Below are 22,316 nucleotides of genomic sequence, written 5' to 3' on the forward strand. Positions count from 1 at the left end.
CAATTAATCGTATATAATAATTATAAATAGTATGTCATATTTAGTAAGGCGGTGAAAAGGTGGAATTATCTAAAAGGCAAGAGAGAATCATAGAGATCGTTAAAGATAATGGCCCCATTACTGGTGAAAATATAGCTGAACAATTAAATTTAACAAGAGCTACTTTAAGACCTGATTTGGCAATCCTTACAATGTCAGGCTTTTTAGAGGCAAGACCAAGAGTAGGTTATTTCTATACAGGAAAGACTGGATTCGAATTAATCACAGAAAAAATTAAAAAATTCCATGTACAGGATTTTATGCAGATACCAATTGTTGTAAAAGAAGAAGTATCTGTTTATGATGCGATATCTACGATGTTTTTAGAGGATATTGGAACGTTGTTTGTTGTAAATGAAGATAGTTGTCTTACAGGAGTGTTATCCAGAAAAGATTTGTTACGTGCGAGTATAGGACAGCAAGATTTAAATTCAATTGCTGTACATATTATTATGACACGGATGCCAAATATAACAGTATGCAGGAAAGAAGATTTAATATTAGACGTTGCCCAGAAGTTAATTAACAAACAAATTGATGGATTACCTGTTGTAAAAGATACAAATGCAGGTTTAGCAGTTATTGGGAGAGTAACAAAAACCACGATTACAAAGGCGTTTGTAGAGCTTACAAAAGAAAATCATGTGTAAGCAAAATCATTCATGGGGGTGTAATGCCGTATGGCAGAACAGTTTGTTTATGTGTTATCAGATTCAGTTGGAGAAACTGCTGAGCTAGTAGTTAAAGCAGGATTAAGTCAATTTAATGGTATTGATTATAAAATATCGCGTATTCCATATATAGAAGATAGAAAGCCGATTGATGATGCTCTTCAGTTAGCAAAGGAAAATAATGGATTGATTGGTTTTACCTTGGTAGATCCTGCGTTAAGAGAATACTTAAACGAAAAAGCCATTGAATTTGGTATAGAATGCATAGATATTATGGGACCAATGATTGCTTCAATGGAAAAAGTATTTATGAAATCACCTCGCTTAGAAGCTGGATTAGTCCATAAATTGGATGAAGATTATTTTAAAAGAGTAGAGGCAATTGAATTTGCGGTTAAGTATGATGATGGAAGAGACCCAAGAGGGATTGCTCGCGCAGATATTATTTTAGTTGGTGTGTCACGAACTTCTAAAACCCCGCTTTCTCAATATTTAGCTCTTAAACGATTAAAAGTAGCGAATGTACCTATTGTTCCAGAGGTGGATCCACCAGAGGAACTCTTTATGGTTGATCCGTCAAAATGCATTGGTTTAAGAATTAATCCTGAGAAATTGAACGAAATAAGAAAAGAACGGTTAAAAGCCTTAGGGTTAGGAGACCAAGCGACATACGCAAATTTAGACAGAATTCACCAAGAACTTGACTATTTTAACAAAGTAGTGGATAGAATAGGATGTAAAGTTATAGATGTTTCGAACAAAGCAGTAGAAGAAACAGCGAATGTCATCTTGCATACGATTCATAAATAGGTTAGAAAAAGCCTATATGGCGTACTGAAGGTCAAATCTATAATGTAAATAAAAATTTATTTGCCTAGACCAATCTCATTACATTGAAACAACCTTTACAAAGAAGAAACATTCTACCCCCGAAGTAGAATGTTTCTTCTTTTAGGACAATAGGAAAATCATTTTAATAGAAATTTTACAAACGTTGTATTATAATAATATTTTGTGTAAAGATATATATTATAAAAAGACTAGTTTTAGGGATTTTCAGAAAAGTGAAACATTCATGTTTAAGAAGGATTCTTTTGTTTTATGTAGAATTATATCTATATAATTTACAATGCGAGAGTTTGCATTCGTTCTATTCCTATGGAACATGAATATAATATCTTTTGGGTAACAAAAGTTTTTCTTTTTTAATGAAAAAAATGTCGAAACATGAAGGATTTTCTTAATGCATAACGAATATTAATTATATGGTGGTATTATATGGCTTATCAGATACCAGAAGAAGTAATTGAAGAGGTACGTAAATCCAATGACATTGTTGATGTCATTGGAGAATATGTCCAATTAAAAAAACAAGGAAGGAACTATTTTGGGCTTTGCCCATTCCATGGCGAAAAAACACCATCCTTTTCAGTAACACAAGACAAACAGATTTTTCATTGCTTTGGGTGCAATAAAGGTGGAAATGTTGTTACATTCATGATGGAAATAGAAAGTTTTTCTTTTGTAGAAGCTATTCGCTTTTTAGCAAATAGAAGAGGTATACCATTACCTGAAATAGACATCAATGCTAATAACACTTCATCTAAACAAGAACTAGATATTTTAGCTGCTTATGAATGGCTTACAAAGCTCTACCATCACCTTATTAGATTCACTAAAGATGGCAAGGAAGGATATCAGTATCTAAGAGATAGAGGAATAAGTGATGAAGCAATTGACACTTTCCAACTTGGCTTTGCTCCAAATGTACGGGATTTTACTGTGCAATTTCTAAAAAAGAAAGGATTTAATGAAGCATTACTTGTCAATGCAGGTTTAGTTTCTTTGCAAAATGACAATAGTGTAATTGACCGTTTTCGTGGTCGTGTCATTTTCCCTATTCGGAATCATATTGGAAAACCAATTGCATTTGGTGGCAGATCAATTGCTGGTGGTGAGCCGAAGTATTTGAATAGTGCTGAAAGTGAGCTGTTTCAAAAAGGAAAGTTACTTTATAACTTTGATTTAGCAAAGAAGCATATTCGTAAACAAAATGAAGTAGTATTATTCGAAGGCTATATGGATGTTATCTCATCTTACCAAGCGGGTGTACTCAATGGTGTCGCTACATTAGGTACTTCCCTGACTGAATCCCAGGCAAAGTTACTGAAGAGGTATGTAGATACTGTAATAGTATGTTACGATGGGGACCGCGCAGGTGTTGAAGCCACATACAAAGCAGCTAATATTTTGCGCAAAGCAGGTTGCCAAGTGAAAGTGGCCAATCTCGAAAATGGTCTTGATCCTGACACTTATATTCAAACATACGGTGGAGAAGCGTTTAAAAATGAGGTTATTAAGGCAAGTAATACGTACCTAAGCTTCTATATGAGGTACATGAGGAAAGATTTTAATTTAAGTCTTGAATCGGATCGTCTTGCCTATCTTGATATTATCCTCAATGAGCTTGCAAAGCTTGAGAGTGTTGTGGAGAGGGAATACTACGTTAGAGAGATAAGTAAAGAACATAATCTCTCCGTGGAATCACTATCTTCCGAAATTGAATCAATCCGCGATAAACAGGGATATTCTAAGGATAAGAGTGAAGAGAAACGATATACTAATAGGGCAATCAGAAAGCCCACTAATAATAAATTATTACCCGCATATCATAATGCAGAAAGAAAGCTATTATCTTATATGCTCCAAGATGTTTATATAGCGGAGAAGGTTCAACAAGAATTAGGTGCAGGTTTCAATGTAGATGCACATAAAATAATTGCCACATATTTGTTTGCTTTCTATGAAGAAGGAAATAAATCAGATGTTAGTTTATTTGTTGAAAAGCTAGAAGAAGCTGATTTAAAACAATTAGTTACTGAAATGGCAATGTCGGAAGTAACCGAGGAAATAAGTGATAAAGAAATTAACGATTATATACGAATTATTAAAGCACAACATCTTGACATTGCGAACATCCAATCACTCAAGCAAGAGCAAAAACTAGCCGAACAACAAAATGATCCAGTAAAGGCAGCACAAATAGCAATGCAAATTATAAATATAAAAAAACAGTTGAAGCAAACAAATTAAATTCATGGAAGGAGGGGGACTCTTGGCTAATAACGAACAATCAAAGACAAAAGAAATAGATCAAACATTAGAGCAAGCTAAAGAACAATTACTGCAAATTGGTAGAAAACGCGGTACTTTAGTTTATGAAGAAATTGCTGATCGATTATCAAACTTTGAAATGGATTCACACCAAATGGATGAATTTTATGAATATCTTGAAGAGCAAGGTGTGGAGGTAATTGGAGAGTCTGAAGATGACCCTAAAATGAAAGAGATTGAAAAGGATGAGGACGTAGATGTAAATGATCTAAGTGTCCCATTAGGAATAAAAATAAATGATCCTGTCCGCATGTATTTAAAGGAAATTGGGCGTGTGAATTTATTATCTGCAGCTGAGGAAATTGAGTTAGCAAGTCGAATTGAAGAAGGCGATGAAGAAGCAAAACGTCGTCTTGCAGAAGCAAACCTTAGACTTGTGGTAAGTATTGCTAAACGATATGTAGGTCGTGGAATGCTGTTCTTAGATCTTATCCAGGAAGGCAATATGGGCTTAATCAAAGCGGTAGAGAAATTTGATTACCGTAAAGGATTTAAGTTCAGTACTTATGCAACATGGTGGATTCGCCAAGCAATTACAAGAGCGATTGCGGACCAAGCTAGGACAATACGTATTCCAGTTCATATGGTAGAGACTATCAATAAGCTAATACGTGTGCAACGTTCCCTCTTACAGGATTTAGGTAGAGAACCTACACCAGAAGAAATTGGGGAAGAGATGGATCTGCCACCAGATAAAGTAAGGGAAATATTAAAAATAGCTCAAGAACCCGTTTCATTGGAAACACCGATTGGTGAAGAGGATGATTCTCATCTTGGTGACTTTATTGAAGACCAAGAAGCAATATCACCATCTGATCACGCAGCGTATGAACTTTTAAAAGAACAATTAGAAGATGTGTTAGATACTTTAACAGATCGGGAGGAAAATGTGCTGCGTTTGCGCTTTGGATTAGATGACGGAAGAACAAGAACACTGGAAGAAGTTGGAAAAGTGTTCGGAGTTACTAGAGAGAGAATCCGTCAAATTGAAGCGAAGGCGCTACGTAAGCTAAGACATCCTAGTCGTAGTAAACGGCTTAAAGACTTCCTAGACTGATGATGAGATAGTCATTGAGTGCTTTTATGTAATCAATGGCTATTCTCTATGTACTTTTATGGTTGCTGTTAAATGAGGTGATTTGATGTCAGATGACAGAATACGTACGATTATAAACGAGATTGAATTTTGGAAATCTCACAAACTGCTGCCGGAAAGATACTGTGATTACTTATTGGCATTGTATACTAATGGTGAAGATAAGGGAGAGTTAGAAAAACCTCAACCAAAAAAATGGATTACCTTTATGCAAATCGGTTTAACTGTCCTTTTGTTACCGTTTTCTTTCCTTGTCATTTATTTTACGAGATTTCCATCCTTTTTGCAACTAGGCTTTTTAATTCTTTTTCTCTTTTACGCTGCCATTACATATATATACTTTAAGAATCGCGAAATTTCGTCCCATCATTTATCATTAATAATATTTTTATCTTTGTTATTATTAACGTCGGTTTATGCAGGGAACATATGGATTCCAGATACATACGTAATCTTTTCCATTATCATGTTAAACTTTGTTTTTTGGTTTTACATTAGCAGCAGAAAACATTTACTTTACCTTAAAATTTCTAGTATTATCGGCATAGTTTTTTCCATTGTTATCATTATTTTATAAAATTTTACATCATTATCCTTTAATATTTTTGGGTTTTCGAGTAAACTAAATATAGTCTTCTATTTATAGAAAATATAAAGGGGATTACATAAGGAGGAACCAAAATGAAAAACCCAATTATACCTTATGCAATTATTGCTGTAATAGGGGTGCTAGCTGTAATAATTATATCGTATGTTGGTGCTGGGCAAAGAGAGGCTATTCAGAATGAAGAAGAGGGCGGAACAGGGACTGAACAAGCTGCAGAAGGTGAAGTAGCGACAGATCCTGAAGAGATTTTCGCAAGCAATTGTGCCGCATGTCATGGTGCTGACCTGTCTGGTGGAGCAGGACCTGATTTAACACAAGTTGGATCGAAATATTCTTCTGAAGAAATTGTAGACATTATTCAAAATGGTACTGGTACAATGCCTGCTCAATCACAGGTTGCAGCTGAAGAGGCGACCGCTTTAGCTGATTGGTTAGCAGAGAAACAATAATAGAATAGTCTAATGTTAAGCTTTCTGCGTAAACAGAAAGCTTTTCTTTTTCATTCATTTGGAGACAATAATATTAATGAAGAGTAACTTGTAGATAGACTTCTGATTAGTTTAATTCAGTATAGTGCATAAAACCCGCTTCAGAAATACACTGCGCTTTCCACGGGCGGCTGCTGAGCCTCCTCGAGACTGTCGTCTCTGCGGGGTCTCACCTAGGCCTGTCCTCCCGTAGGAGTCTCCGTGTATTTCCTCCGCTAATTTGTGCTTTAAACCTTCTCATTATTGAAAGAGAATGGACTGATAAACTTGAAGTGATTGTAGCGGAGGGCAGTCGACTCTTGTGGGAAAAGCAACAGCCGAAGATCCCGCAGGAAGCGAGGGGTTCAAAGGCTAAGAACGCCCCATCCTGGGGCAACGCCTATCTGACCAACGTCCTGTTGGCCCGAGGCTGAGGCGTTGCCCGCGGAAAGCGTACTGTCCGTAGTGGAAATGACCAGCGCAAATTTCCAGTGTGTTTCGGTAATGTATTATACATTATTTTGAATTAAGTTAATTCGCACTTTCTACCAACCCAAATACGTAAGTTTAAACAAATAAACTAAGAACAATAATAAAATTAACATAAGTGAGGAACGTAATATGATTCAAAACATCCAATTGTCCAATCGTTTATTAAAGGTTGCATCGTTTATTCCAAAAGGAGCATTTTTTGCTGATATAGGTTCAGACCATGCTTATCTACCATGTTATGTTTGTCAAAAGGACAATACTGCAGAAGCAATTGCTGGCGAAGTGAATGAGGGACCTTATCAAAGTGCTTTACAAACAGTTCGTACCCATGATCTCATAAAAAAAGTGGATGTGAGACTTGGTGATGGCTTGCAAGTAATTAAAGATGCAGAAAAGGTGGAGCATGTTGTCATTGCAGGGATGGGAGGATCTTTAATTGAAACTATATTAGAAGAGGGCAAAAGTAAATTGATTCATACGAAGCAAATCATTGCCCAACCTAATATAGATGCAAGAAGTGTAAGAAGATGGCTGGATGACAATGGCTTTACCATTACGAATGAAACGATTGTCGAGGAAAATGGACATGTATACGAGATCATGGCAGCTTCAGCCGGGCAACAGGATAAGACACCTTATCAAGAATCAATAAAAGAAAGGCAGCTTTTATTCGGACCGATATTATTAGAAAATAAAACAAATAGCTTTTATAATAAGTGGAAGCATGAACGTAGCAAGCTTGAAAGAGTCATTATGCAAATGAGACAAGCAAAACAAAAGGATGAAATAAAAATTTCACTCTTTGAGAAAGAATTACAATGGATTGAGGAGGAATTGCAAGATGAAAGAACAAGTGAATCACATTGATATCTTTCGCTACATGGAAGAGTGGGCACCAAGAAAATTAGCCTACGACTGGGATTCAGTTGGATTACAAGTTGGTTCCTATAATCATAAGGTTAAGAAAGTAATGGTAACATTAGATGTAATGGAATCTGTTGTAGATGAAGCAATTGCTGAAAGCGTTAATCTCATTATTTCCCATCATCCAATGTTATTTAAGCCTCTAAATCAACTCAATTTAGATACTCCAAAAGGCAGAATGATTAAAAAGTTAGTTGAAAATGATATTACGGTTTATTCAGCTCATACCAATCTAGATATTGCTAGTGGTGGTGTGAACGACATCTTGTGTGAATATATTGGAATTGAAAATACAGAAGTACTCCTTAAAGAAAAAGCAGAGCACCTTTTTAAAGTTGTTGTTTATGTACCAGAGACACATGCCGATGTAGTAAGAGAAGCTCTGGCAAAGAGTGGAGCAGGTCATATAGGCAATTATAGCCACTGTACATTTCAAAGTGATGGCCAAGGTACTTTTAAACCCTTAGAAGGTACTAACCCTTTCATAGGGGAAGAAGGTCAACTAGAATATGTTGATGAAGTAAAAATCGAAACAATTGCTCAGGAAGGAAAATTATCTGAAACGATTTCAGAATTGGTTAAGGCCCACCCATATGAAGAACCTGCATATGATGTCTTTCCTTTGCGAAATGAAGGACAACAATATGGAATAGGAAGAATTGGTACACTGCCAGTAGCTATGTCGTTGAAGGAATTAGGCGAAAAAGTGAAGCAAGAATTAGAAATGGAGCACATACGTATAACTGGCGATTTTAATAAAAAGGTAAGGAAAGTCGCCGTTTTAGGTGGTAGTGGAGAGAAATATATCCACTTGGCTAAACAAAGAGGTGCTGATGTTTATATAACAGGTGACATGTCATTTCATTATGCGCAGGATGCCTGGCAAATGGGATTATCTGTAATTGATGCTGGTCATTATATAGAAAAAGTAATGAAGGATAGAACAAAAGATTATCTGAACAAAAGATTAAAGGATCTATCGATCGATGTGATTACATCGAATACGAAAACGGACCCCTTTCAATTTATCTGAAAGAAGGAGATTTGAATATGATGAATGAAAAATACTTTGAGAGGTTTGGCTTAGAAGAGGATATGCTAAATGTCATATCAAACCTTAACTTTGTCAAACCAACAGAAATTCAGGAAAAAGTAATTCCTGCTATCTTAAAGGGAGAGAGTGTAATTGGTCAGTCGCGGACGGGATCAGGTAAGACACATGCATATTTACTTCCATTATTTAATAACCTAAATGCTGATAAAAGAGAAGTGAAATTTATCATTACTGCGCCAACACGCGAATTGGCTACACAAATTTATAATGAAGTTCGTAACATTATCCAATACGCAGGCAAAGAGGGTGTATGGATTGCTAAGTTGCTCGTAGGTGGCACAGATAAGCAAAAAATGATAGAAAAACTAAAGGAACCGCCGCACATCATCGTTGGTACTCCAGGAAGAATCTTAGATCTCGTAAATGAAGAAGCGATTTCGATTTATTCAACGACTTCCTTTGTCATAGATGAGGCAGATTTAATGCTTGATTTAGGTTTCATTAACGAAGTGGATCAATTATTAGTCCGTACAAAGAAAGATATTCAATTATTGGTATTCTCAGCTACTATACCAATACGTTTGCAGCATTTCTTTAAGAAATATTTAGAAAATCCGACCTATATAAAAATAGATGATTATTTATCACCAGAAACGATGGAACATAAGCTTATTGCCAAAAAGCATCGTAATGTGGCTGATATTATAAAGGATATATCAAAGACAATTAATCCATATTTAGCTATTATTTTTACGAATGGAAAAGAATTAGCTAATGAGTTAGCAGATCAATTGCAGGAACGCGGAATAGAGGCAGGACTCATCCATGGTGGCTTAACTCCACGAGAAAGAAAAAGAGTGTTAAAAGAAATTCAAAACCTGCGTTACCAATATATTGTTGCGACTGACTTAGCATCTAGAGGAATTGACATAAAGGGAGTAAGCCATGTAATTAATGCGCAATTACCGAAAGAAGAAGAATTCTATATTCATCGTGTTGGGCGTACAGCAAGAGCTGGGATGGAAGGTACAGCAATAAGTATTTATGAAGACGAGAATATTGATCTAATTCACAAGCTAGAAGAAAAAGGACTTTCTTTCGAATACGTTGATATAAAAAATGGTCAGTTGACTGAAGCCAAATCTTGGAATGAGCGACATCTAAGAACGAAAACCTCAACAGATCTTGATAAAGAGGCTTGGAAAAAAGTTAGAAAAACCACAAAGGTTAAACCTGGATATAAGAAAAAAATGAAAAAGCAGCAGGAATCTATTAAGCGTCAATTATCGAAAAAAAACAGATATAAAAAGTAATGGCAGATTGGAGAGGATTTATCTATGTTAAAAATAGGGTCACACGTTTCCATGAATGGTAAAAAGATGCTTCTAGGATCAAGTGAAGAAGCTGTATCATATGGAGCAAATACTTTTATGATTTATACAGGTGCTCCTCAGAACACACGAAGAAAACCAATAGAGGAATTAAATATTGAATTGGGATTAGAGCATATGGCCGAAAACGGCATAGCTGATATTGTAGTACATGCGCCATATATTATAAATATTGGAAATTCAACTAAGCCCGCTACTTTTGAATTAGGGGTTAACTTCTTGCGGAGTGAAATTGAGCGTACACAAGCTATTGGGTCGAAGCAAATTGTTCTGCATCCCGGTGCGCATGTAGGAGAAGGTGCAGAAATTGGAATCAAAAAGATTATAGAGGGATTAAACGAAGTGCTATTAAAAGACCAAGAGGTTCAGATCGCATTAGAAACGATGGCTGGGAAAGGTTCTGAAGTTGGTAGAACCTTTGATGAGTTAGCTGCCATTATAGATGGTGTTACCCATAATGAAAAATTGTCAGTTTGCCTGGATACTTGTCATATTCATGACGCAGGCTATAACATTGTAGAAGATTTTGATGGGGTACTAAATGAATTTGATAAAACGATTGGGATAGATCGAATTAAAGTTGTTCATGTGAATGATAGTAAAAACGAAAGAGGAGCTCATAAGGACCGTCATGAAAATATTGGATTTGGACATATTGGGTTTAAAGCATTACATTATATAATCACTCACCCGCAACTGGAAGATCTTCCAAAGATATTAGAAACTCCATATGTAGGTACGGATAAGAATAACAAAAAAGCACCTTACAAGTTAGAAATCGAGATGATTAAAAATGGTGTATTTGATGAGGAACTTAAAAATAAGATCATGAATGTATAATAAGATAAAGGCTAAAGGATATATCTAGAAAAGACTGGGACAAAAGTGTTTACTTAAGTCCCAGCTGTTTTCTACTCAAATAAATGTCCCAACCCATATGAATCTACAATCTCATGGAGTAATTTTTTGGCCTTTAGTGCGGTTGACCTATCCGTAATTGCTTCCAAATCCTGAAACATCTTTTCTCTATCACGTGCTTTAAATGGATCTAGACTCGATTGCTTTAGGTATTTTGTAATTTTTGCCGCTTGCGCATTTGTTAAAGAAAATCCGTATTGTTTTCCATAGTGGAGTAACTCATTTTCGTTAATTTGTTTAATTTTTGTCTTAACTAATTCTTTAATAAAAAAAGACATCAAACCACCCTCGCTAACATTCATTTAGTAGTCTATGTTATATCTGTAAAATGGTTCCATTCCATCCACGACCTTACAACATATATTTGAGATATCTCCGCACACTATTACTGTACCTCAACAACAAAAGGAGGTCAGTGATATGGCTGATGAGAAAAACCGTATAGAAGGCGCACCTAACCATGGAGAAGGAATTTATAACCGAGAACCAGATAGCTCAAGAAATGAAGAGTATGCAGCCGAATTTACTGCAAACGATTATGATGTAAGAAAAAGTGTAGAGACTGAAGATGAAGCCATTACCATGTATGGCTGGATAGGAATCGCACTCTCCGTTATTTCCTTTTTTATATGGCCTATCGTTTTAGGAGCAGCGGGTATTATTATGGGGTTTGTTTCTAGAAGTAAAGGAGCAGATACTCTCGGAAACATTGCAATCGCTGCAGGTGCAATCTCTATCTTAATCTCACTCTTTATATTACCTTTTGTATAGTATTAAAAGGAGGCCACCTCGGTCTCCTTTTTTATGGTTTTGTGGCTATTCGTAAATGGGGAAGTAATACCATTCTCCAACTTTTATATGATATGGATCAGATGTTGGGTTAAGTTCCATGAAATCAGTAAGGATTTTCTCAGGAGAGAGAGATGTTTTGGATTCGTTTATTGACTCTACGATAGAAAGCAGGGTATCGCCACTTTCTGCTTTTAACCTTATAATTGTATAATTGTTTATATTTTTATCGGTTAAAATCACATCTGACCTATAATGTTCTATCTGATTCGTGCCTAGAGATAAATCTTTATATACACTTGTTATAAGAAGTATAATGGCAATATAAAGAATATATTTTTTTAAGATTTGCATGGTATTCTCCTTTGAATGAAACTTTTTTTATTTGATTACGTATTTTGAGTAAGGGAGGAATTAGAATGGAAATATTTGAATTAGCGTGGATTGGTCTCATCATAACCAGTTTAGGTACACTTTTCTTAATTGGAGAAGTCTTAGTAAATGCAAGAGGTGTTTTTGCTTTACTTGGTATAGGATTTATGTCTGTTTACTTTGGTGCATATGTAGAAACAGATTCTTTCATTATTATGCTTATTTTATATTTTATTGGTTTATTCCTAATTATTTTAGACGGGAAAGTAATTAATGACGGAACGTTTGCTACCATTGGATTTGTTATTATGCTTATCGCGGTTGCCATTGCTGCTCCCGATTTTACATCTGGGCTTTATTCTGTTCTTGGAGTACTTATTGGTACTGGTGCCTCCTTTATCTTTCCGAAGGTATTTAAAAAGAGACAAATGTGGACTAAGCTTGCTTTAAAGGATCAATTAACAAGTGAAGCAGGTTATAATTCCATGAATATGGAATACGGAAAGCTTTTAAATAAAAAGGGAAGGACATTAACTGATTTACGTCCTGTAGGAACAATACGCATTGATGGAAAGGATTATAGTGCGATATCGAACGGTCAATGGATTCAAAAGAACACCATCGTTTCCGTAGTGCAAGTTGATGGAACAAAGATACTTGTCGAAATAATAGATGAAAAATAATAATTTCAACTCGTTTCTTAAATAAGGAACGAGTTTTTCTTTTTTTATTGAAGTACTAAAATTCTGATTGTAAATTTAATGTAAAGAATAAACAAAAACTTTACAAAAACTTTACTTAACTTTAGTATAGATAACGGAATCTAACTTTTTACCAATAAAAGAAGGGATGTAACTTATTTGGAAATCGATATACAGACTCTGCTTTTTGAATTTTTCGGGGGGTTAGGAATATTCCTTCTTGGTATTAAGTTCATGGGAGATGGTTTGCAAAAATCAGCTGGAAATCGCTTAAGAGATATTCTTGATCGGTTTACTTCTAATCCTTTTTTAGGAGTATTAGCAGGGATTATTGTTACTGGCTTAATTCAGAGCAGCTCTGGTACGACAGTTCTTACCGTAGGATTAGTTAATGCAGGCTTTATGACGTTAAGACAAGCAATAGGTGTCATTATGGGTGCGAATATTGGAACCACGGTTACAGCTTTTATCATTGGTATTGATATCGGGGAATATGCATTACCCATAATTGCAATTGGTTCATTGATTATATTCTTTATTAAATCACCAAGAATGGTTGCCATTGGACAAGCTATTTTCGGCTTCGGAGCTCTATTTTTGGGATTGGAATTAATGAGTAATGGTATGAAGCCTTTGAGCTCTCTAGCGACTTTCCATGAACTAACCATGAGTATGAGTGAAACCCCCATATTAGGTGTACTTATAGGCACTATATTTACTATGATTGTACAAAGTTCTAGTGCCACAATCGGAATTCTTCAAAGTTTATACGCGGAAGGTGCTATCACCCTTGAAGCCGCTTTGCCAGTATTATTTGGAGATAATATAGGAACCACAATAACTGCAATTCTAGCAGCTATAGGTTCCACAGTCGTCGCAAAACGAGCTGCACTTACACATGTTATTTTTAATCTTATAGGAACAACTATATTCATGTTATTATTGATACCATTTACAAGCTATGTTGTATTCTTACAACAACAGCTTGCATTGAACGAGGAAATGACGATTGCCTTTGCTCATGGAAGTTTTAATGTAATTAACACTATTATCCAGTTACCGTTTATAGCTGTACTTGCCTGGATTGTAACTAAACTTATTCCCGGTGAAGATTCTGTTATCCAATATAAACCAAAGCATTTAGATCCTATTTTTATTGAACGGTCTTCTTCTTTAGCTTTAGAACAGGCCAAATTAGAGGTCGTACGAATGGGGGAATATGCCTATAAAGGTTTGGAAGAGACAAGCTTATATCTTACTACTAATCAGCCAAGGCATTCAGATACAGCCATTCAAATTGAGAGCGCAATAAATAACTTAGATCGAAGAATAACCGACTATCTTGTACAAATATCAAGCGAATCACTAACCGAAGCGGAAAGTTCAAAACATACAACTTTAATGGATACGGTACGGGACATAGAGCGAATTGGTGACCATTTTGAAAATATTATAGAGTTAATTGACTATAAAATAACTAACAAGGTCAATCTCTCAAAACAAGCATTTGAGGATTTAAATAGCATGTTTGATTTAACGCTGCTAACGGTTAAACAAGCGGTTAGTGCTCTGGATAAATTAGATAGGGAGAAAGCAATCGAAGTTGTGCAAAAAGAAGAGCAGATAGATAATATGGAAAGAGAGTTTCGTAAAAACCATATTATCCGCATGAATGAAAATCTGTGTAATGGTTCAGCGGGAATTGTTTTTGTTGATATCATAAGCAATTTAGAGCGAATAGGAGATCATGCAGTAAATATTGCTGAAGATGTCTTAGGGGAATGAACTAGTAAAGAAGATAGACGCTAGTCTTTCTTCTTTGCTGGGTTTATAGATATATGAAATTTTATATTGCTTTTTTTATTGGTAAATGCTATTATAATTATTGTCGTTTCAAATTGAAACAATATAGTAGGAATTTTAAAGTAATAATAAACAATTGACAAAGAGTCACAGAAATGATATATTAAATATCGTTGCTGCAAAACAAAGTTAAATATTCCACAGTAGCTCAGTGGTAGAGCAATCGGCTGTTAACCGATCGGTCGTAGGTTCGAATCCTACCTGTGGAGCCAAATGGCGGCGTAGCTCAGCTGGCGAGAGCGTACGGTTCATACCCGTGAGGTCGTGGGTTCGATCCCCTCCGCCGCTACCATTTATATTTTACTTTGGCGGTCGTGGCGAAGTGGTTAACGCACCGGATTGTGGCTCCGGCATTCGTGGGTTCGATTCCCACCGGTCGCCCCATATTTAAGCTTTAGGACCCTTAGCTCAGTTGGTTAGAGCTATCGGCTCATAACCGATCGGTCGCAGGTTCGAGTCCTGCAGGGTCCACCATTTACTCGGAGGTATACCCAAGTCTGGCTGAAGGGATCGGTCTTGAAAACCGACAGGCGGGTCAAACCGCGCGTGGGTTCGAATCCCTCTACCTCCTCCATACTTAATACATAAATCTAAAAAAGCGAAAACTTCATAAGGCTTGGTAGCTCAGTCGGTAGAGCAGAGGACTGAAAATCCTTGTGTCGGCGGTTCGATTCCGTCCCGAGCCACCAGTATAGACAAGCAGTTGCTTGTTTTTTTGTTTGCTAAAGTTTACCTTTACATCGAGGTAGCAAAACTCGAGGGTAACTTCAAGGGGAGTGCGCACAACGCATAGTAAGTTTTTTCAGAATCTTTAGGAGCAAATGGAGTCTTTACATACTTGCCAAAGTATTATCCAGTCTGTTTTCATGTTAAAGGTATATATCAGGCTAATATTCCATATTCTTCTTTTGAATATAATAATCATCGATTCGTTAACTGAAAGTGTTAAATATTAAAATTTTTATTACTTTTTATAATAAATACGAGCAAATAATTTGCAACGATCAACAAGCAGTGATATCTTCTAGATAAAGGGCTTGCCCTTAATTACCATTATTAGGGAGGAAGATACAAATGGCAAAATACGAATTACCTGAGCTACCATATGCATACGATGCATTAGAGCCTACAATCGACAAGGAAACAATGAACATACACCACACGAAGCATCATAACACCTATGTAACTAAGCTTAACGCTGCAGTAGAAGGATTATCTGATCTTCAAGATAAATCAGTAGAAGAGCTTATTTCTAATCTTGATGCTGTTCCGGAAGAACAACGTACAGCAGTACGCAATAACGGTGGTGGACACGCTAACCATAGCTTGTTCTGGAAATTACTTTCACCTAATGGTGGCGGTGAACCAACTGGAGAACTTGCTGAGAAAATCAATAGCACGTTTGGAAGCTTTGATTCATTTAAAGAAAAGTTTGCAGATGCAGCTGCAGCGCGTTTTGGTTCCGGTTGGGCATGGCTTGTTTTAAACAATGGCGATCTAGAAGTTACTAGCACTCCAAACCAAGATTCTCCTTTAATGGAAGGAAAAACTCCTTTATTAGGTCTTGATGTTTGGGAGCATGCTTATTACCTTAAATATCAAAACAAACGTCCTGACTATATCTCTGCTTTCTGGAATGTAGTAAATTGGGATGAAGTTTCTAAAAATTACACAGAAGCTAAATAATATTTGATTGTAAAACACGAGGGATTTCCCTCGTGTTTTTGTATATCTAATCCTTTATCGTTCACACTAAGAAGGATAAAGGAGAATTAGATATGCAGAACATACTTCAAGGTTTTCGTGACAAATTAAATATTAATAAAGATTTATTGCTATTGTTGTTAATAGGTGGACTATATTCTTTAGGAATATTTTTATCGAATACATTTGTTAACATTTACCTATGGAGGCAATCTGGTGAATTTATGACGATTGCTATGTATAATTTAGCTATTTATCTGTTTCAAGCAGTAACCTTTATTCTTGCGGGACGTTTAGCAAAAAAAGTGGATCGGATTATTGTTTTAAGGTTAGGTGTTACGTTTTTGTCTTTGTTCTTTCTTTGTGTATTATTCATTGGGGAAGCTTCATCGACCTATAACTTTCTTCTAGGAAGTCTGCTCGGCATCGGCTATGGTTTTTATTGGTTAGCATTTAACGTACTTACCTTTGAAATAACTGAACCTGACACAAGGGATTTTTTTAATGGATTCTTAGGGATCTTACAATCCCTTGGTGGAATGGTCGGTCCAATAGTAGCTGGTATTATTATCTCCAGAATGAATGGCAGTGTAGGCTATACAACGATTTTTACAATATCCTTTATTTTGTTCATCTTGGCAGTAGCATGCAGTTTTTTTATTCAACGCAGAAAGGCTGAAGGCTCATTTTTTTTTAAACGGGTCTTGATGGAGAGAAACAGGAATAAGAACTGGCGTAGAATTCTTTATGCGCATGTATTTCAAGGTCTAAGGGAAGGTGTCTTTGTTTTTGTCATCTCGATATGGGTTTTTGTTGTAACACAAAGTGAATTAGCACTGGGGACCTTTAACTTATTTCTATCAGGTTTATCTGCAGTCCTCTATTTTGTAGTTACCAAATTCATTAAACCTGCAATGCGAAAGAAAGCCATTTTACTCGGTGCAGTCTTATTATATTTGTCTATTTTCATCATCCTTTTTGAGGTGAATTATACCCTGTTAATGGTATATGCAGTTGTAATAGGGATAGCCTACCCAATCATTAATGTTCCATATATATCGCTTACCTATGATGTAATTGGTAAAGCGTGGAAAGCGGGAGAGATGCGGATTGAATATATTGTTGTTAGAGAGCTATTCTTAAATATTGGCCGCATTATTTCAGTGCTTGCATTTATCTTTCTCATTTCAATCGTTGAACCAGACTTCGCAGTTTCTATTATGTTTGTTATTTTTGGCGCAGGTCATTTGTTTGTTTACTTCTATATCCGGAATATCTACTTGGGGAGTTCTTCCAAAAAAGAAATATTAATGAAGGAGCAGATAACAGACGAAAAAAACCGCTAGATGTGATAATATAATATTTGAAACGTGATTTTGCATTTTTGGGGGAGAAATATGAGTACCAATAAAAAGAAAAAGAAGAAAGCACAGCTTCCCTTCCGGATAAATATTGTATTTTTTATCATATTTTTACTGTTTTCCGTACTTATACTACAATTAGGTGTTGTTCAAATTTTAAATGGGGAAGACTTTCAGAAAGAAATTGAACGAACGATCAAAGATACAACGAAAATACCGGTCCCAAGAGGGAAATTCTACGATCGTAACCATAATATTATAGTAGATAATGAACCGGTTTATTCTATAACCTATACACCACCTAAAGGAATTCAAGCTGAAGACAGGTTAAAGGTTGCCGAGGAGTTAGCTAATTATATTACAATGGTTCCGGAAGGGGAAGACGCGGAAGAATATTTTGACAGGTCATTAACGGAGAGGAACCTGAAAGAATATTGGTATTTGAAGAATCAAGAAGAAGCTGATGAAAGGGTGTCTACTGAAGAAGCTAGCGAGTTAAATAATGCTGAAGTGTATAACCTGACATTAAACCGAATTACAGAAGAAGAAATTAGTGACTTTACTCTTCAAGAAAAAGAAGTCATTGCAATTAAGAAAGAATTAGATAAGGCTTTTTCTTTAACGCCACATACGGTAAAAAATGAAGGTGTGACAGCTGAAGAATACGCTCAAGTATCTGAGAATTTAAGTGAACTTCCGGGTATTAATGCTACTACCGACTGGAACCGGACTTATCCATATGATGAGACACTGAAAAGCTTGCTGGGAGGTATCACTTCACAAGAAGAAGGTATACCTGCTGAGAGTGAAGATTACTATTTAACTCGAGGCTATAGCAGAAATGACAGAGTAGGTAAAAGCGGTCTGGAGCAATACTATGAAAGTCTATTAAAGGGCAGGAAAGAGCAAATACAATATACGACTACCAAGAACGGTACGGTTATAGGAGCAGAAACCGTGGTGGAAGGTGAAAGTGGAAAAGACTTGGTGCTTTCAATCGATATGGAGCTCCAAGAAGCAGTAGACGAGATCCTTCGTGAAGAATTGAAAAATAATGTTTCTGGGAACCCACATTTAGAAGATATGTTAGCTATCGTATTGGACCCCAATACTGGTGAACTCCTTGCGGTCTCAGGTCAGCATTATGATAGAGATTCAAGTGAATTTTCAAATGTAGCATTCAAAAACCTTTATGATGCTCATATGTTAGGTTCTACGATAAAGGGCGCAACAGTACTGTCGGGTTTACAGTCGGGTGTCATTTCACCAGGACAAGTATTCTATGATCAACAATTCTACGGTGGTGGTACGTTATTCCGTTCCTGGACAACAGGTATCGGTGCCGTAGATGATATTAATGCATTGAAGCGATCCTCAAACGTTTATATGTTTTACATTGCATTAAGAATGGGTGGAGATTATCGTTATCCTTTCCCAAGTAGAAGTACGCTAGCAATAGATAATGAATCTAAATTTGAAGCTTTTCAGCAATTTAGAAATTATTTTGCTCAATTAGGACTTGGGGTAGAAACGGGAGTGGATTATCCATATGAAGCAACTGGATTTGCCGGAACAAATCCTCAAGCGGGGAACTTGCTTCACTTTGCAATAGGACAATATGATACATATACAAATATACAGCAAGCCCAGTATATTTCGACTATTGCTAACGGGGGATACCGTGTTGCACCGCATTTCTTAAAAGAAGTTCGTGAACCATTGCCGACGGATGAGAAGCTAGGTCCAATCTATGAAGCAAAGCATACCGATGTTTTAAATAGAATAGATACGGAACATATTGATCGCATTCAGGAAGGCTTTCGCAGGGTGTTTCAAGAACAAGGTGGTACGGCTAGAAGTACCTTTGCTGGTAAACCTTATAATCCTGCCGGAAAAACAGGTACAGCAGAAAGCAGGGTTTATAAAAATGTGAATGGGGAAATAGTAGGGTATGATACTATCAACCTCAACTTGGTCGGTTATGCACCATTTGATAATCCGGAAGTTGCATTCGCTGTTATCGTTCCTGGCTTAAGCCGCGGACATAGTAATTATCCAAATTATACGATTGGCGAAAAGATCCTAGATACTTACTTTGAAATGAAAAAAGAAAGAGCATCAGGAAAATCGAATAATAATGGGGAAGAAGTAGAAGCTGAATCTAGTGAGACAGAATCTGATGATACAGATGAGTAACATGCTAAAAAGTCTAAAATTCCATAAATGAATTTTAGGCTTTTGTTTTTAATATTTGCTTTTATGGGTATATATAAATTCCTGATATAGAATTTAAATAGGTAATGCAAGATTTTTCAATATTAACATAAGATTATAACAAATTTCATGCTAACTTAACATTATTTGTATATAATAAGAAAACACGTTATAAATTGTAATAGCGAAGGAGAGATATTTATTATGGCAACGCGTGGGCAGTTCCAAAGTGAAATAGAGGGGTTAAACAAACAAATTGTACAACTCGCTATTGCTTCAAAAGAGGCGTTAAACAACGCAATGGATTCATTGTTTGAACAAGATCTAGACAAAGCAAATTCGATAATAGAGAATGATTATGAAATTGATCGTGGTGAAATTGAAATTAATGATAAGGCAATTTTGTTAATCGCAAAACAGCAGCCTGTTGCACGAGATTTAAGAAGAATTATTATCGCATTAAGAATTGTAACAGATATCGAACGAATGGCTGACAATGCGAAAAATATTGCAAATTCTACCATCCTATTAGGTAAGAATTATAGCTCTATACCACAGGATTTAAGAAAAATGCAAGAGATGATTTTAAAGATGCTACAAACGGCAATATTAGCTTTTCAAAATGAAGATATTGCACTTGCAGGTAAATTAGCTGAGATGGATGATGATGTAGATAAATTATATAAAACGATTGTAAGCGAACTTCTTGGAGAGACTGCGACAAACCCAGATAAGATTCAATATGTAATGCAAGTAGCGTTTACAGCTCGTTACTTAGAGCGGTATGCAGATCATATTACCAATATTGGAGAAAGTATTCTTTACTTAGTAAAAGGTGAAAATTACAGCTTGAACTAAATGAAATTCTCATACCGATGGTTATCTAAACAGCCCCCCCTTTATTGAATAAAGGGGGGGCTTAATATTGTTTTAATTGGCTATAGTCTCAGCTATTTCGTAAAAGCTCATATCACTTGTTAAAGTGTATTCCCCAAGTTGTACATATAAGCTATAATCATTTTCATTAAGATATTGATCGAATTCAAAAGCATCTTCTATAATATTGTTCTCTTCAAGCAATGAACTGATCTCAGAAGTAAGCATTCCAGGTTTAATGGATATCTTGTAACTTGCTGCTTCGTTGGTGTTTTCTTCTTGAGTCTTTTCTTTTTCTTTTTCTTTTTCCTCATCGGCTTCTTCAGTATTGCTTTCCTTGGTTTCTTCAGTGTCTGATTCTTTCTTTTCTTCTGTATTAGTCGATTTTTGTTCCGTGTTCTCTGCAGGCTTTTTATTAGCTTCAGCAGTTTTAGCACTGCTTTCGGAACTTGGGACTGTTAAAGTAATATATTCTTCACCTGATAGCACATAATACCCGCTATCCTCAACGAGAGGAATTAATTCCTCTGCACTATATTCTTCTATACCTTTTTCGTCAAAGAATTGTAGTCCAATAAGCATTATGACTCCAGCAGTAAGAAGACCGACAGAAAAATACCGTAAAACTTGTTTCATAGGTTTCTCCTTTATTTACTAGTTTTTGAAATCATGTCTTGATCAAGTCCTTCGGGTAGTAATTCCTCTTCAAGGATTTTAATCTTTTTCTTCATCTGATATGTATCTTGCATTGTTGTAATCGATAATTGTTCAACCTGACTTTCTAAATCTTCAAATTTATCATTCACAAAATACGATAAAATGAATAAAGCTACTGCAACAATTAGGATGGCAATTACTGCATAGATCATTTATATACCTCCTTTTTAGTCTACGAATGCTAATCAACCAATCATAGATTTATTAAATGACAAAAAGAGTCATAATTTGTCACATTAATAGTTATAACATAGAAAACGTACTTAGGGAAACTCTAATTATTTTCCAATTATTATTGATTGTTTTCCCAAATTCTGATATTATTATTGAGTCTGAAATGATTTGTACTATCGATTAGCAAGTTTTTATAGTTTGGAGGGAAAATCATGCGCGTAAACATCACTTTAGCTTGTACTGAGACAGGTGAACGTAATTACATTACTACAAAAAATAAACGTAAAAATCCTGAGCGTATCGAGCTTATGAAATATTGCCCACGTCTTAAAAAACACACTTTACACCGTGAAACTAAATAATAAAAATAAGAAAACCCTTGTCATTTGATAAGGGTTTTTTTTATTTGAATAAATAGAGAGGAATAAGTAAAAATTAACCCTAAACGTTTAATAGAAGAAGGTGTGATTAGATGCGTGTCTTATCCTATTTCGTTATTATCTTTACCTTGATATCAGTCCTGTTTAAGTGGAGATATCGAATATTAAACACAATCTTAGCAGTTGGGTTTTTTAGAAAAGTAGCTGTCCGATTTTCCATGAATATCCCGCAGTTAAGGAATCAGCTTATTCCAGGATTATTCGGAGACAAGTTAAAGGATTATCAGAATTAATCGAAGGAAGTTGCGTTTAGAGCAACTTCTTTTTTGTTC

22 protein-coding genes and 6 tRNA genes are annotated in these 22,316 nt (G+C 35.8%); 24 read left to right on the forward strand and 4 right to left on the reverse strand.

All coding sequences use genetic code 11. The features are described from left to right. Window positions 1-59: 59 nt before the first annotated feature. From ccpN to D8M04_RS01930, 10 genes are all read left to right on the forward strand, one after another. Complete coding sequence (ccpN, locus tag D8M04_RS01885; RefSeq protein WP_121520861.1) at window positions 60-689, forward strand: transcriptional regulator CcpN; 630 nt, start codon at window positions 60-62, stop codon at window positions 687-689. 30 nt (window positions 690-719) lie between these two features. Next, the gene (locus D8M04_RS01890) at window positions 720-1,520 is read left to right on the forward strand and encodes a pyruvate, water dikinase regulatory protein (protein WP_121520863.1); all 801 of its coding nucleotides are present in this window, start codon (window positions 720-722) and stop codon (window positions 1,518-1,520) included. 468 nt (window positions 1,521-1,988) lie between these two features. Next, entirely contained in the window at window positions 1,989-3,803 is a 1,815-nt protein-coding gene (gene dnaG, locus D8M04_RS01895; protein WP_121520865.1) for a DNA primase, read from the forward strand. Between the two features lie 4 nt (window positions 3,804-3,807). Further along, window positions 3,808-4,941, forward strand: a complete 1,134-nt coding sequence (gene rpoD / locus D8M04_RS01900; RefSeq protein ID WP_187695392.1) for an RNA polymerase sigma factor RpoD — start codon at window positions 3,808-3,810, stop codon at window positions 4,939-4,941. An 85-nt stretch (window positions 4,942-5,026) separates the two neighbouring features. After that, entirely contained in the window at window positions 5,027-5,557 is a 531-nt protein-coding gene (locus D8M04_RS01905; RefSeq protein WP_121520869.1) for a hypothetical protein, read from the forward strand. A 104-nt stretch (window positions 5,558-5,661) separates the two neighbouring features. Next, entirely contained in the window at window positions 5,662-6,036 is a 375-nt protein-coding gene (cccA, locus tag D8M04_RS01910) for a cytochrome c550 (RefSeq protein ID WP_121520871.1), read from the forward strand. 639 nt (window positions 6,037-6,675) lie between these two features. Next, the gene (locus D8M04_RS01915) at window positions 6,676-7,413 is read left to right on the forward strand and encodes a tRNA (adenine(22)-N(1))-methyltransferase (protein WP_121520873.1); all 738 of its coding nucleotides are present in this window, start codon (window positions 6,676-6,678) and stop codon (window positions 7,411-7,413) included. Further along, a complete protein-coding gene (locus D8M04_RS01920; RefSeq protein ID WP_121520875.1) occupies window positions 7,388-8,503 on the forward strand; it encodes a Nif3-like dinuclear metal center hexameric protein in 1,116 nt (371 codons plus the stop codon). The genes D8M04_RS01915 and D8M04_RS01920 overlap by 26 nt, the downstream gene beginning before the upstream one ends. Before the next feature lie 20 nt (window positions 8,504-8,523). Continuing rightward, on the forward strand, window positions 8,524-9,837 hold the full coding sequence (locus D8M04_RS01925; protein WP_121521682.1) for a DEAD/DEAH box helicase: 1,314 nt from the start codon (window positions 8,524-8,526) through the stop codon (window positions 9,835-9,837). Between the two features lie 24 nt (window positions 9,838-9,861). Next, a complete protein-coding gene (locus tag D8M04_RS01930) occupies window positions 9,862-10,755 on the forward strand; it encodes a deoxyribonuclease IV (RefSeq protein ID WP_121520877.1) in 894 nt (297 codons plus the stop codon). 71 nt (window positions 10,756-10,826) lie between these two features. Here D8M04_RS01930 and D8M04_RS01935 read toward each other — a convergent pair whose 3' ends face one another. Beyond that, on the reverse strand, window positions 10,827-11,111 hold the full coding sequence (locus D8M04_RS01935) for a DUF2624 domain-containing protein (RefSeq protein ID WP_121520879.1): 285 nt from the start codon (window positions 11,109-11,111) through the stop codon (window positions 10,827-10,829). 142 nt (window positions 11,112-11,253) lie between these two features. Here D8M04_RS01935 and D8M04_RS01940 point away from each other — a divergent pair, with 142 nt between their 5' ends. Next, window positions 11,254-11,604 (forward strand): hypothetical protein, encoded by a 351-nt coding sequence (locus D8M04_RS01940; RefSeq protein ID WP_121520881.1) that lies wholly within the window; start codon window positions 11,254-11,256, stop codon window positions 11,602-11,604. A gap of 45 nt (window positions 11,605-11,649) precedes the next feature. Here D8M04_RS01940 and D8M04_RS01945 read toward each other — a convergent pair whose 3' ends face one another. After that, window positions 11,650-11,976: a hypothetical protein gene (locus D8M04_RS01945; RefSeq protein WP_121520883.1), complete on the reverse strand. Its 327-nt coding sequence runs from the start codon at window positions 11,974-11,976 to the stop codon at window positions 11,650-11,652. Window positions 11,977-12,041: 65 nt separating this feature from the next. On the opposite strand from D8M04_RS01945, the gene D8M04_RS01950 reads away from it, so the two are divergent. The 12 genes from D8M04_RS01950 to phoU all read left to right on the forward strand — a co-directional run bounded on the left by D8M04_RS01950 (window position 12,042) and on the right by phoU (window position 20,695). After that, window positions 12,042-12,677 carry an NfeD family protein gene (locus D8M04_RS01950; protein ID WP_121520885.1) on the forward strand — a complete coding sequence of 212 codons (636 nt, stop codon included), beginning with the start codon at window positions 12,042-12,044 and terminating at the stop codon, window positions 12,675-12,677. A 177-nt stretch (window positions 12,678-12,854) separates the two neighbouring features. Beyond that, the gene (locus D8M04_RS01955) at window positions 12,855-14,480 is read left to right on the forward strand and encodes a Na/Pi cotransporter family protein (RefSeq protein WP_121520887.1); all 1,626 of its coding nucleotides are present in this window, start codon (window positions 12,855-12,857) and stop codon (window positions 14,478-14,480) included. 215 nt (window positions 14,481-14,695) lie between these two features. Continuing rightward, window positions 14,696-14,770: transfer RNA gene (locus D8M04_RS01960), tRNA-Asn, on the forward strand. A gap of 3 nt (window positions 14,771-14,773) precedes the next feature. Next, a tRNA-Met gene (locus D8M04_RS01965) sits at window positions 14,774-14,850 on the forward strand. A 16-nt stretch (window positions 14,851-14,866) separates the two neighbouring features. Further along, window positions 14,867-14,942, forward strand: a tRNA-His gene (locus tag D8M04_RS01970). A 13-nt stretch (window positions 14,943-14,955) separates the two neighbouring features. Further along, window positions 14,956-15,032, forward strand: a tRNA-Ile gene (locus D8M04_RS01975). Between the two features lie 7 nt (window positions 15,033-15,039). Beyond that, window positions 15,040-15,132: transfer RNA gene (locus D8M04_RS01980), tRNA-Ser, on the forward strand. A 39-nt stretch (window positions 15,133-15,171) separates the two neighbouring features. After that, a tRNA-Phe gene (locus tag D8M04_RS01985) sits at window positions 15,172-15,247 on the forward strand. A 385-nt stretch (window positions 15,248-15,632) separates the two neighbouring features. Further along, window positions 15,633-16,244 carry a superoxide dismutase SodA gene (gene sodA, locus D8M04_RS01990; RefSeq protein ID WP_121520889.1) on the forward strand — a complete coding sequence of 204 codons (612 nt, stop codon included), beginning with the start codon at window positions 15,633-15,635 and terminating at the stop codon, window positions 16,242-16,244. A 92-nt stretch (window positions 16,245-16,336) separates the two neighbouring features. Beyond that, complete coding sequence (locus D8M04_RS01995) at window positions 16,337-17,608, forward strand: MFS transporter (protein WP_121520891.1); 1,272 nt, start codon at window positions 16,337-16,339, stop codon at window positions 17,606-17,608. Window positions 17,609-17,659: 51 nt separating this feature from the next. Beyond that, window positions 17,660-19,819, forward strand: coding sequence for a peptidoglycan D,D-transpeptidase FtsI family protein (locus D8M04_RS02000; RefSeq protein ID WP_121520893.1), 2,160 nt, complete (start codon window positions 17,660-17,662; stop codon window positions 19,817-19,819). A 222-nt stretch (window positions 19,820-20,041) separates the two neighbouring features. Beyond that, on the forward strand, window positions 20,042-20,695 hold the full coding sequence (gene phoU / locus D8M04_RS02005; RefSeq protein ID WP_121520895.1) for a phosphate signaling complex protein PhoU: 654 nt from the start codon (window positions 20,042-20,044) through the stop codon (window positions 20,693-20,695). A 72-nt stretch (window positions 20,696-20,767) separates the two neighbouring features. Here the strand turns inward: phoU and D8M04_RS20315 are convergent, their stop codons facing one another. Continuing rightward, on the reverse strand, window positions 20,768-21,349 hold the full coding sequence (locus D8M04_RS20315) for an MltG/YceG/YrrL family protein (protein WP_246001091.1): 582 nt from the start codon (window positions 21,347-21,349) through the stop codon (window positions 20,768-20,770). Window positions 21,350-21,360: 11 nt separating this feature from the next. Further along, window positions 21,361-21,582, reverse strand: a complete 222-nt coding sequence (locus D8M04_RS02015) for a hypothetical protein (RefSeq protein WP_121520897.1) — start codon at window positions 21,580-21,582, stop codon at window positions 21,361-21,363. A gap of 234 nt (window positions 21,583-21,816) precedes the next feature. On the opposite strand from D8M04_RS02015, the gene rpmG reads away from it, so the two are divergent. Continuing rightward, a complete protein-coding gene (rpmG, locus tag D8M04_RS02020; protein WP_121520899.1) occupies window positions 21,817-21,966 on the forward strand; it encodes a 50S ribosomal protein L33 in 150 nt (49 codons plus the stop codon). The last annotated feature ends 350 nt before the right edge of the window (window positions 21,967-22,316 follow it).

The sequence above is a fragment of the Oceanobacillus piezotolerans genome (assembly GCF_003665065.1).
Classification (GTDB): Bacteria; Bacillota; Bacilli; order Bacillales; family Amphibacillaceae; genus Oceanobacillus; species Oceanobacillus piezotolerans.

Excerpts from the sequence above, each read along its gene's own strand:
- D8M04_RS01890 (WP_121520863.1), top strand. The coding sequence starts at position 720 with ATGGCAGAACAGTTTGTTTATGTGTTATCAGATTCAGTTGGAGAAACT.
- dnaG (WP_121520865.1), top strand. The coding sequence starts at position 1,989 with ATGGCTTATCAGATACCAGAAGAAGTAATTGAAGAGGTACGTAAATCC.
- rpoD (WP_187695392.1), top strand. The coding sequence starts at position 3,808 with ATGGAAGGAGGGGGACTCTTGGCTAATAACGAACAATCAAAGACAAAA.
- D8M04_RS01905 (WP_121520869.1), top strand. The coding sequence starts at position 5,027 with ATGTCAGATGACAGAATACGTACGATTATAAACGAGATTGAATTTTGG.
- cccA (WP_121520871.1), top strand. The coding sequence starts at position 5,662 with ATGAAAAACCCAATTATACCTTATGCAATTATTGCTGTAATAGGGGTG.
- D8M04_RS01915 (WP_121520873.1), top strand. The coding sequence starts at position 6,676 with ATGATTCAAAACATCCAATTGTCCAATCGTTTATTAAAGGTTGCATCG.
- D8M04_RS01920 (WP_121520875.1), top strand. The coding sequence starts at position 7,388 with ATGAAAGAACAAGTGAATCACATTGATATCTTTCGCTACATGGAAGAG.
- D8M04_RS01925 (WP_121521682.1), top strand. The coding sequence starts at position 8,524 with ATGAATGAAAAATACTTTGAGAGGTTTGGCTTAGAAGAGGATATGCTA.
- D8M04_RS01930 (WP_121520877.1), top strand. The coding sequence starts at position 9,862 with ATGTTAAAAATAGGGTCACACGTTTCCATGAATGGTAAAAAGATGCTT.
- D8M04_RS01935 (WP_121520879.1), bottom strand. The coding sequence starts at position 11,111 with ATGTCTTTTTTTATTAAAGAATTAGTTAAGACAAAAATTAAACAAATT.
- D8M04_RS01940 (WP_121520881.1), top strand. The coding sequence starts at position 11,254 with ATGGCTGATGAGAAAAACCGTATAGAAGGCGCACCTAACCATGGAGAA.
- D8M04_RS01945 (WP_121520883.1), bottom strand. The coding sequence starts at position 11,976 with ATGCAAATCTTAAAAAAATATATTCTTTATATTGCCATTATACTTCTT.
- D8M04_RS01950 (WP_121520885.1), top strand. The coding sequence starts at position 12,042 with ATGGAAATATTTGAATTAGCGTGGATTGGTCTCATCATAACCAGTTTA.
- sodA (WP_121520889.1), top strand. The coding sequence starts at position 15,633 with ATGGCAAAATACGAATTACCTGAGCTACCATATGCATACGATGCATTA.
- D8M04_RS01995 (WP_121520891.1), top strand. The coding sequence starts at position 16,337 with ATGCAGAACATACTTCAAGGTTTTCGTGACAAATTAAATATTAATAAA.
- D8M04_RS02000 (WP_121520893.1), top strand. The coding sequence starts at position 17,660 with ATGAGTACCAATAAAAAGAAAAAGAAGAAAGCACAGCTTCCCTTCCGG.
- phoU (WP_121520895.1), top strand. The coding sequence starts at position 20,042 with ATGGCAACGCGTGGGCAGTTCCAAAGTGAAATAGAGGGGTTAAACAAA.
- D8M04_RS20315 (WP_246001091.1), bottom strand. The coding sequence starts at position 21,349 with ATGAAACAAGTTTTACGGTATTTTTCTGTCGGTCTTCTTACTGCTGGA.
- D8M04_RS02015 (WP_121520897.1), bottom strand. The coding sequence starts at position 21,582 with ATGATCTATGCAGTAATTGCCATCCTAATTGTTGCAGTAGCTTTATTC.
- rpmG (WP_121520899.1), top strand. The coding sequence starts at position 21,817 with ATGCGCGTAAACATCACTTTAGCTTGTACTGAGACAGGTGAACGTAAT.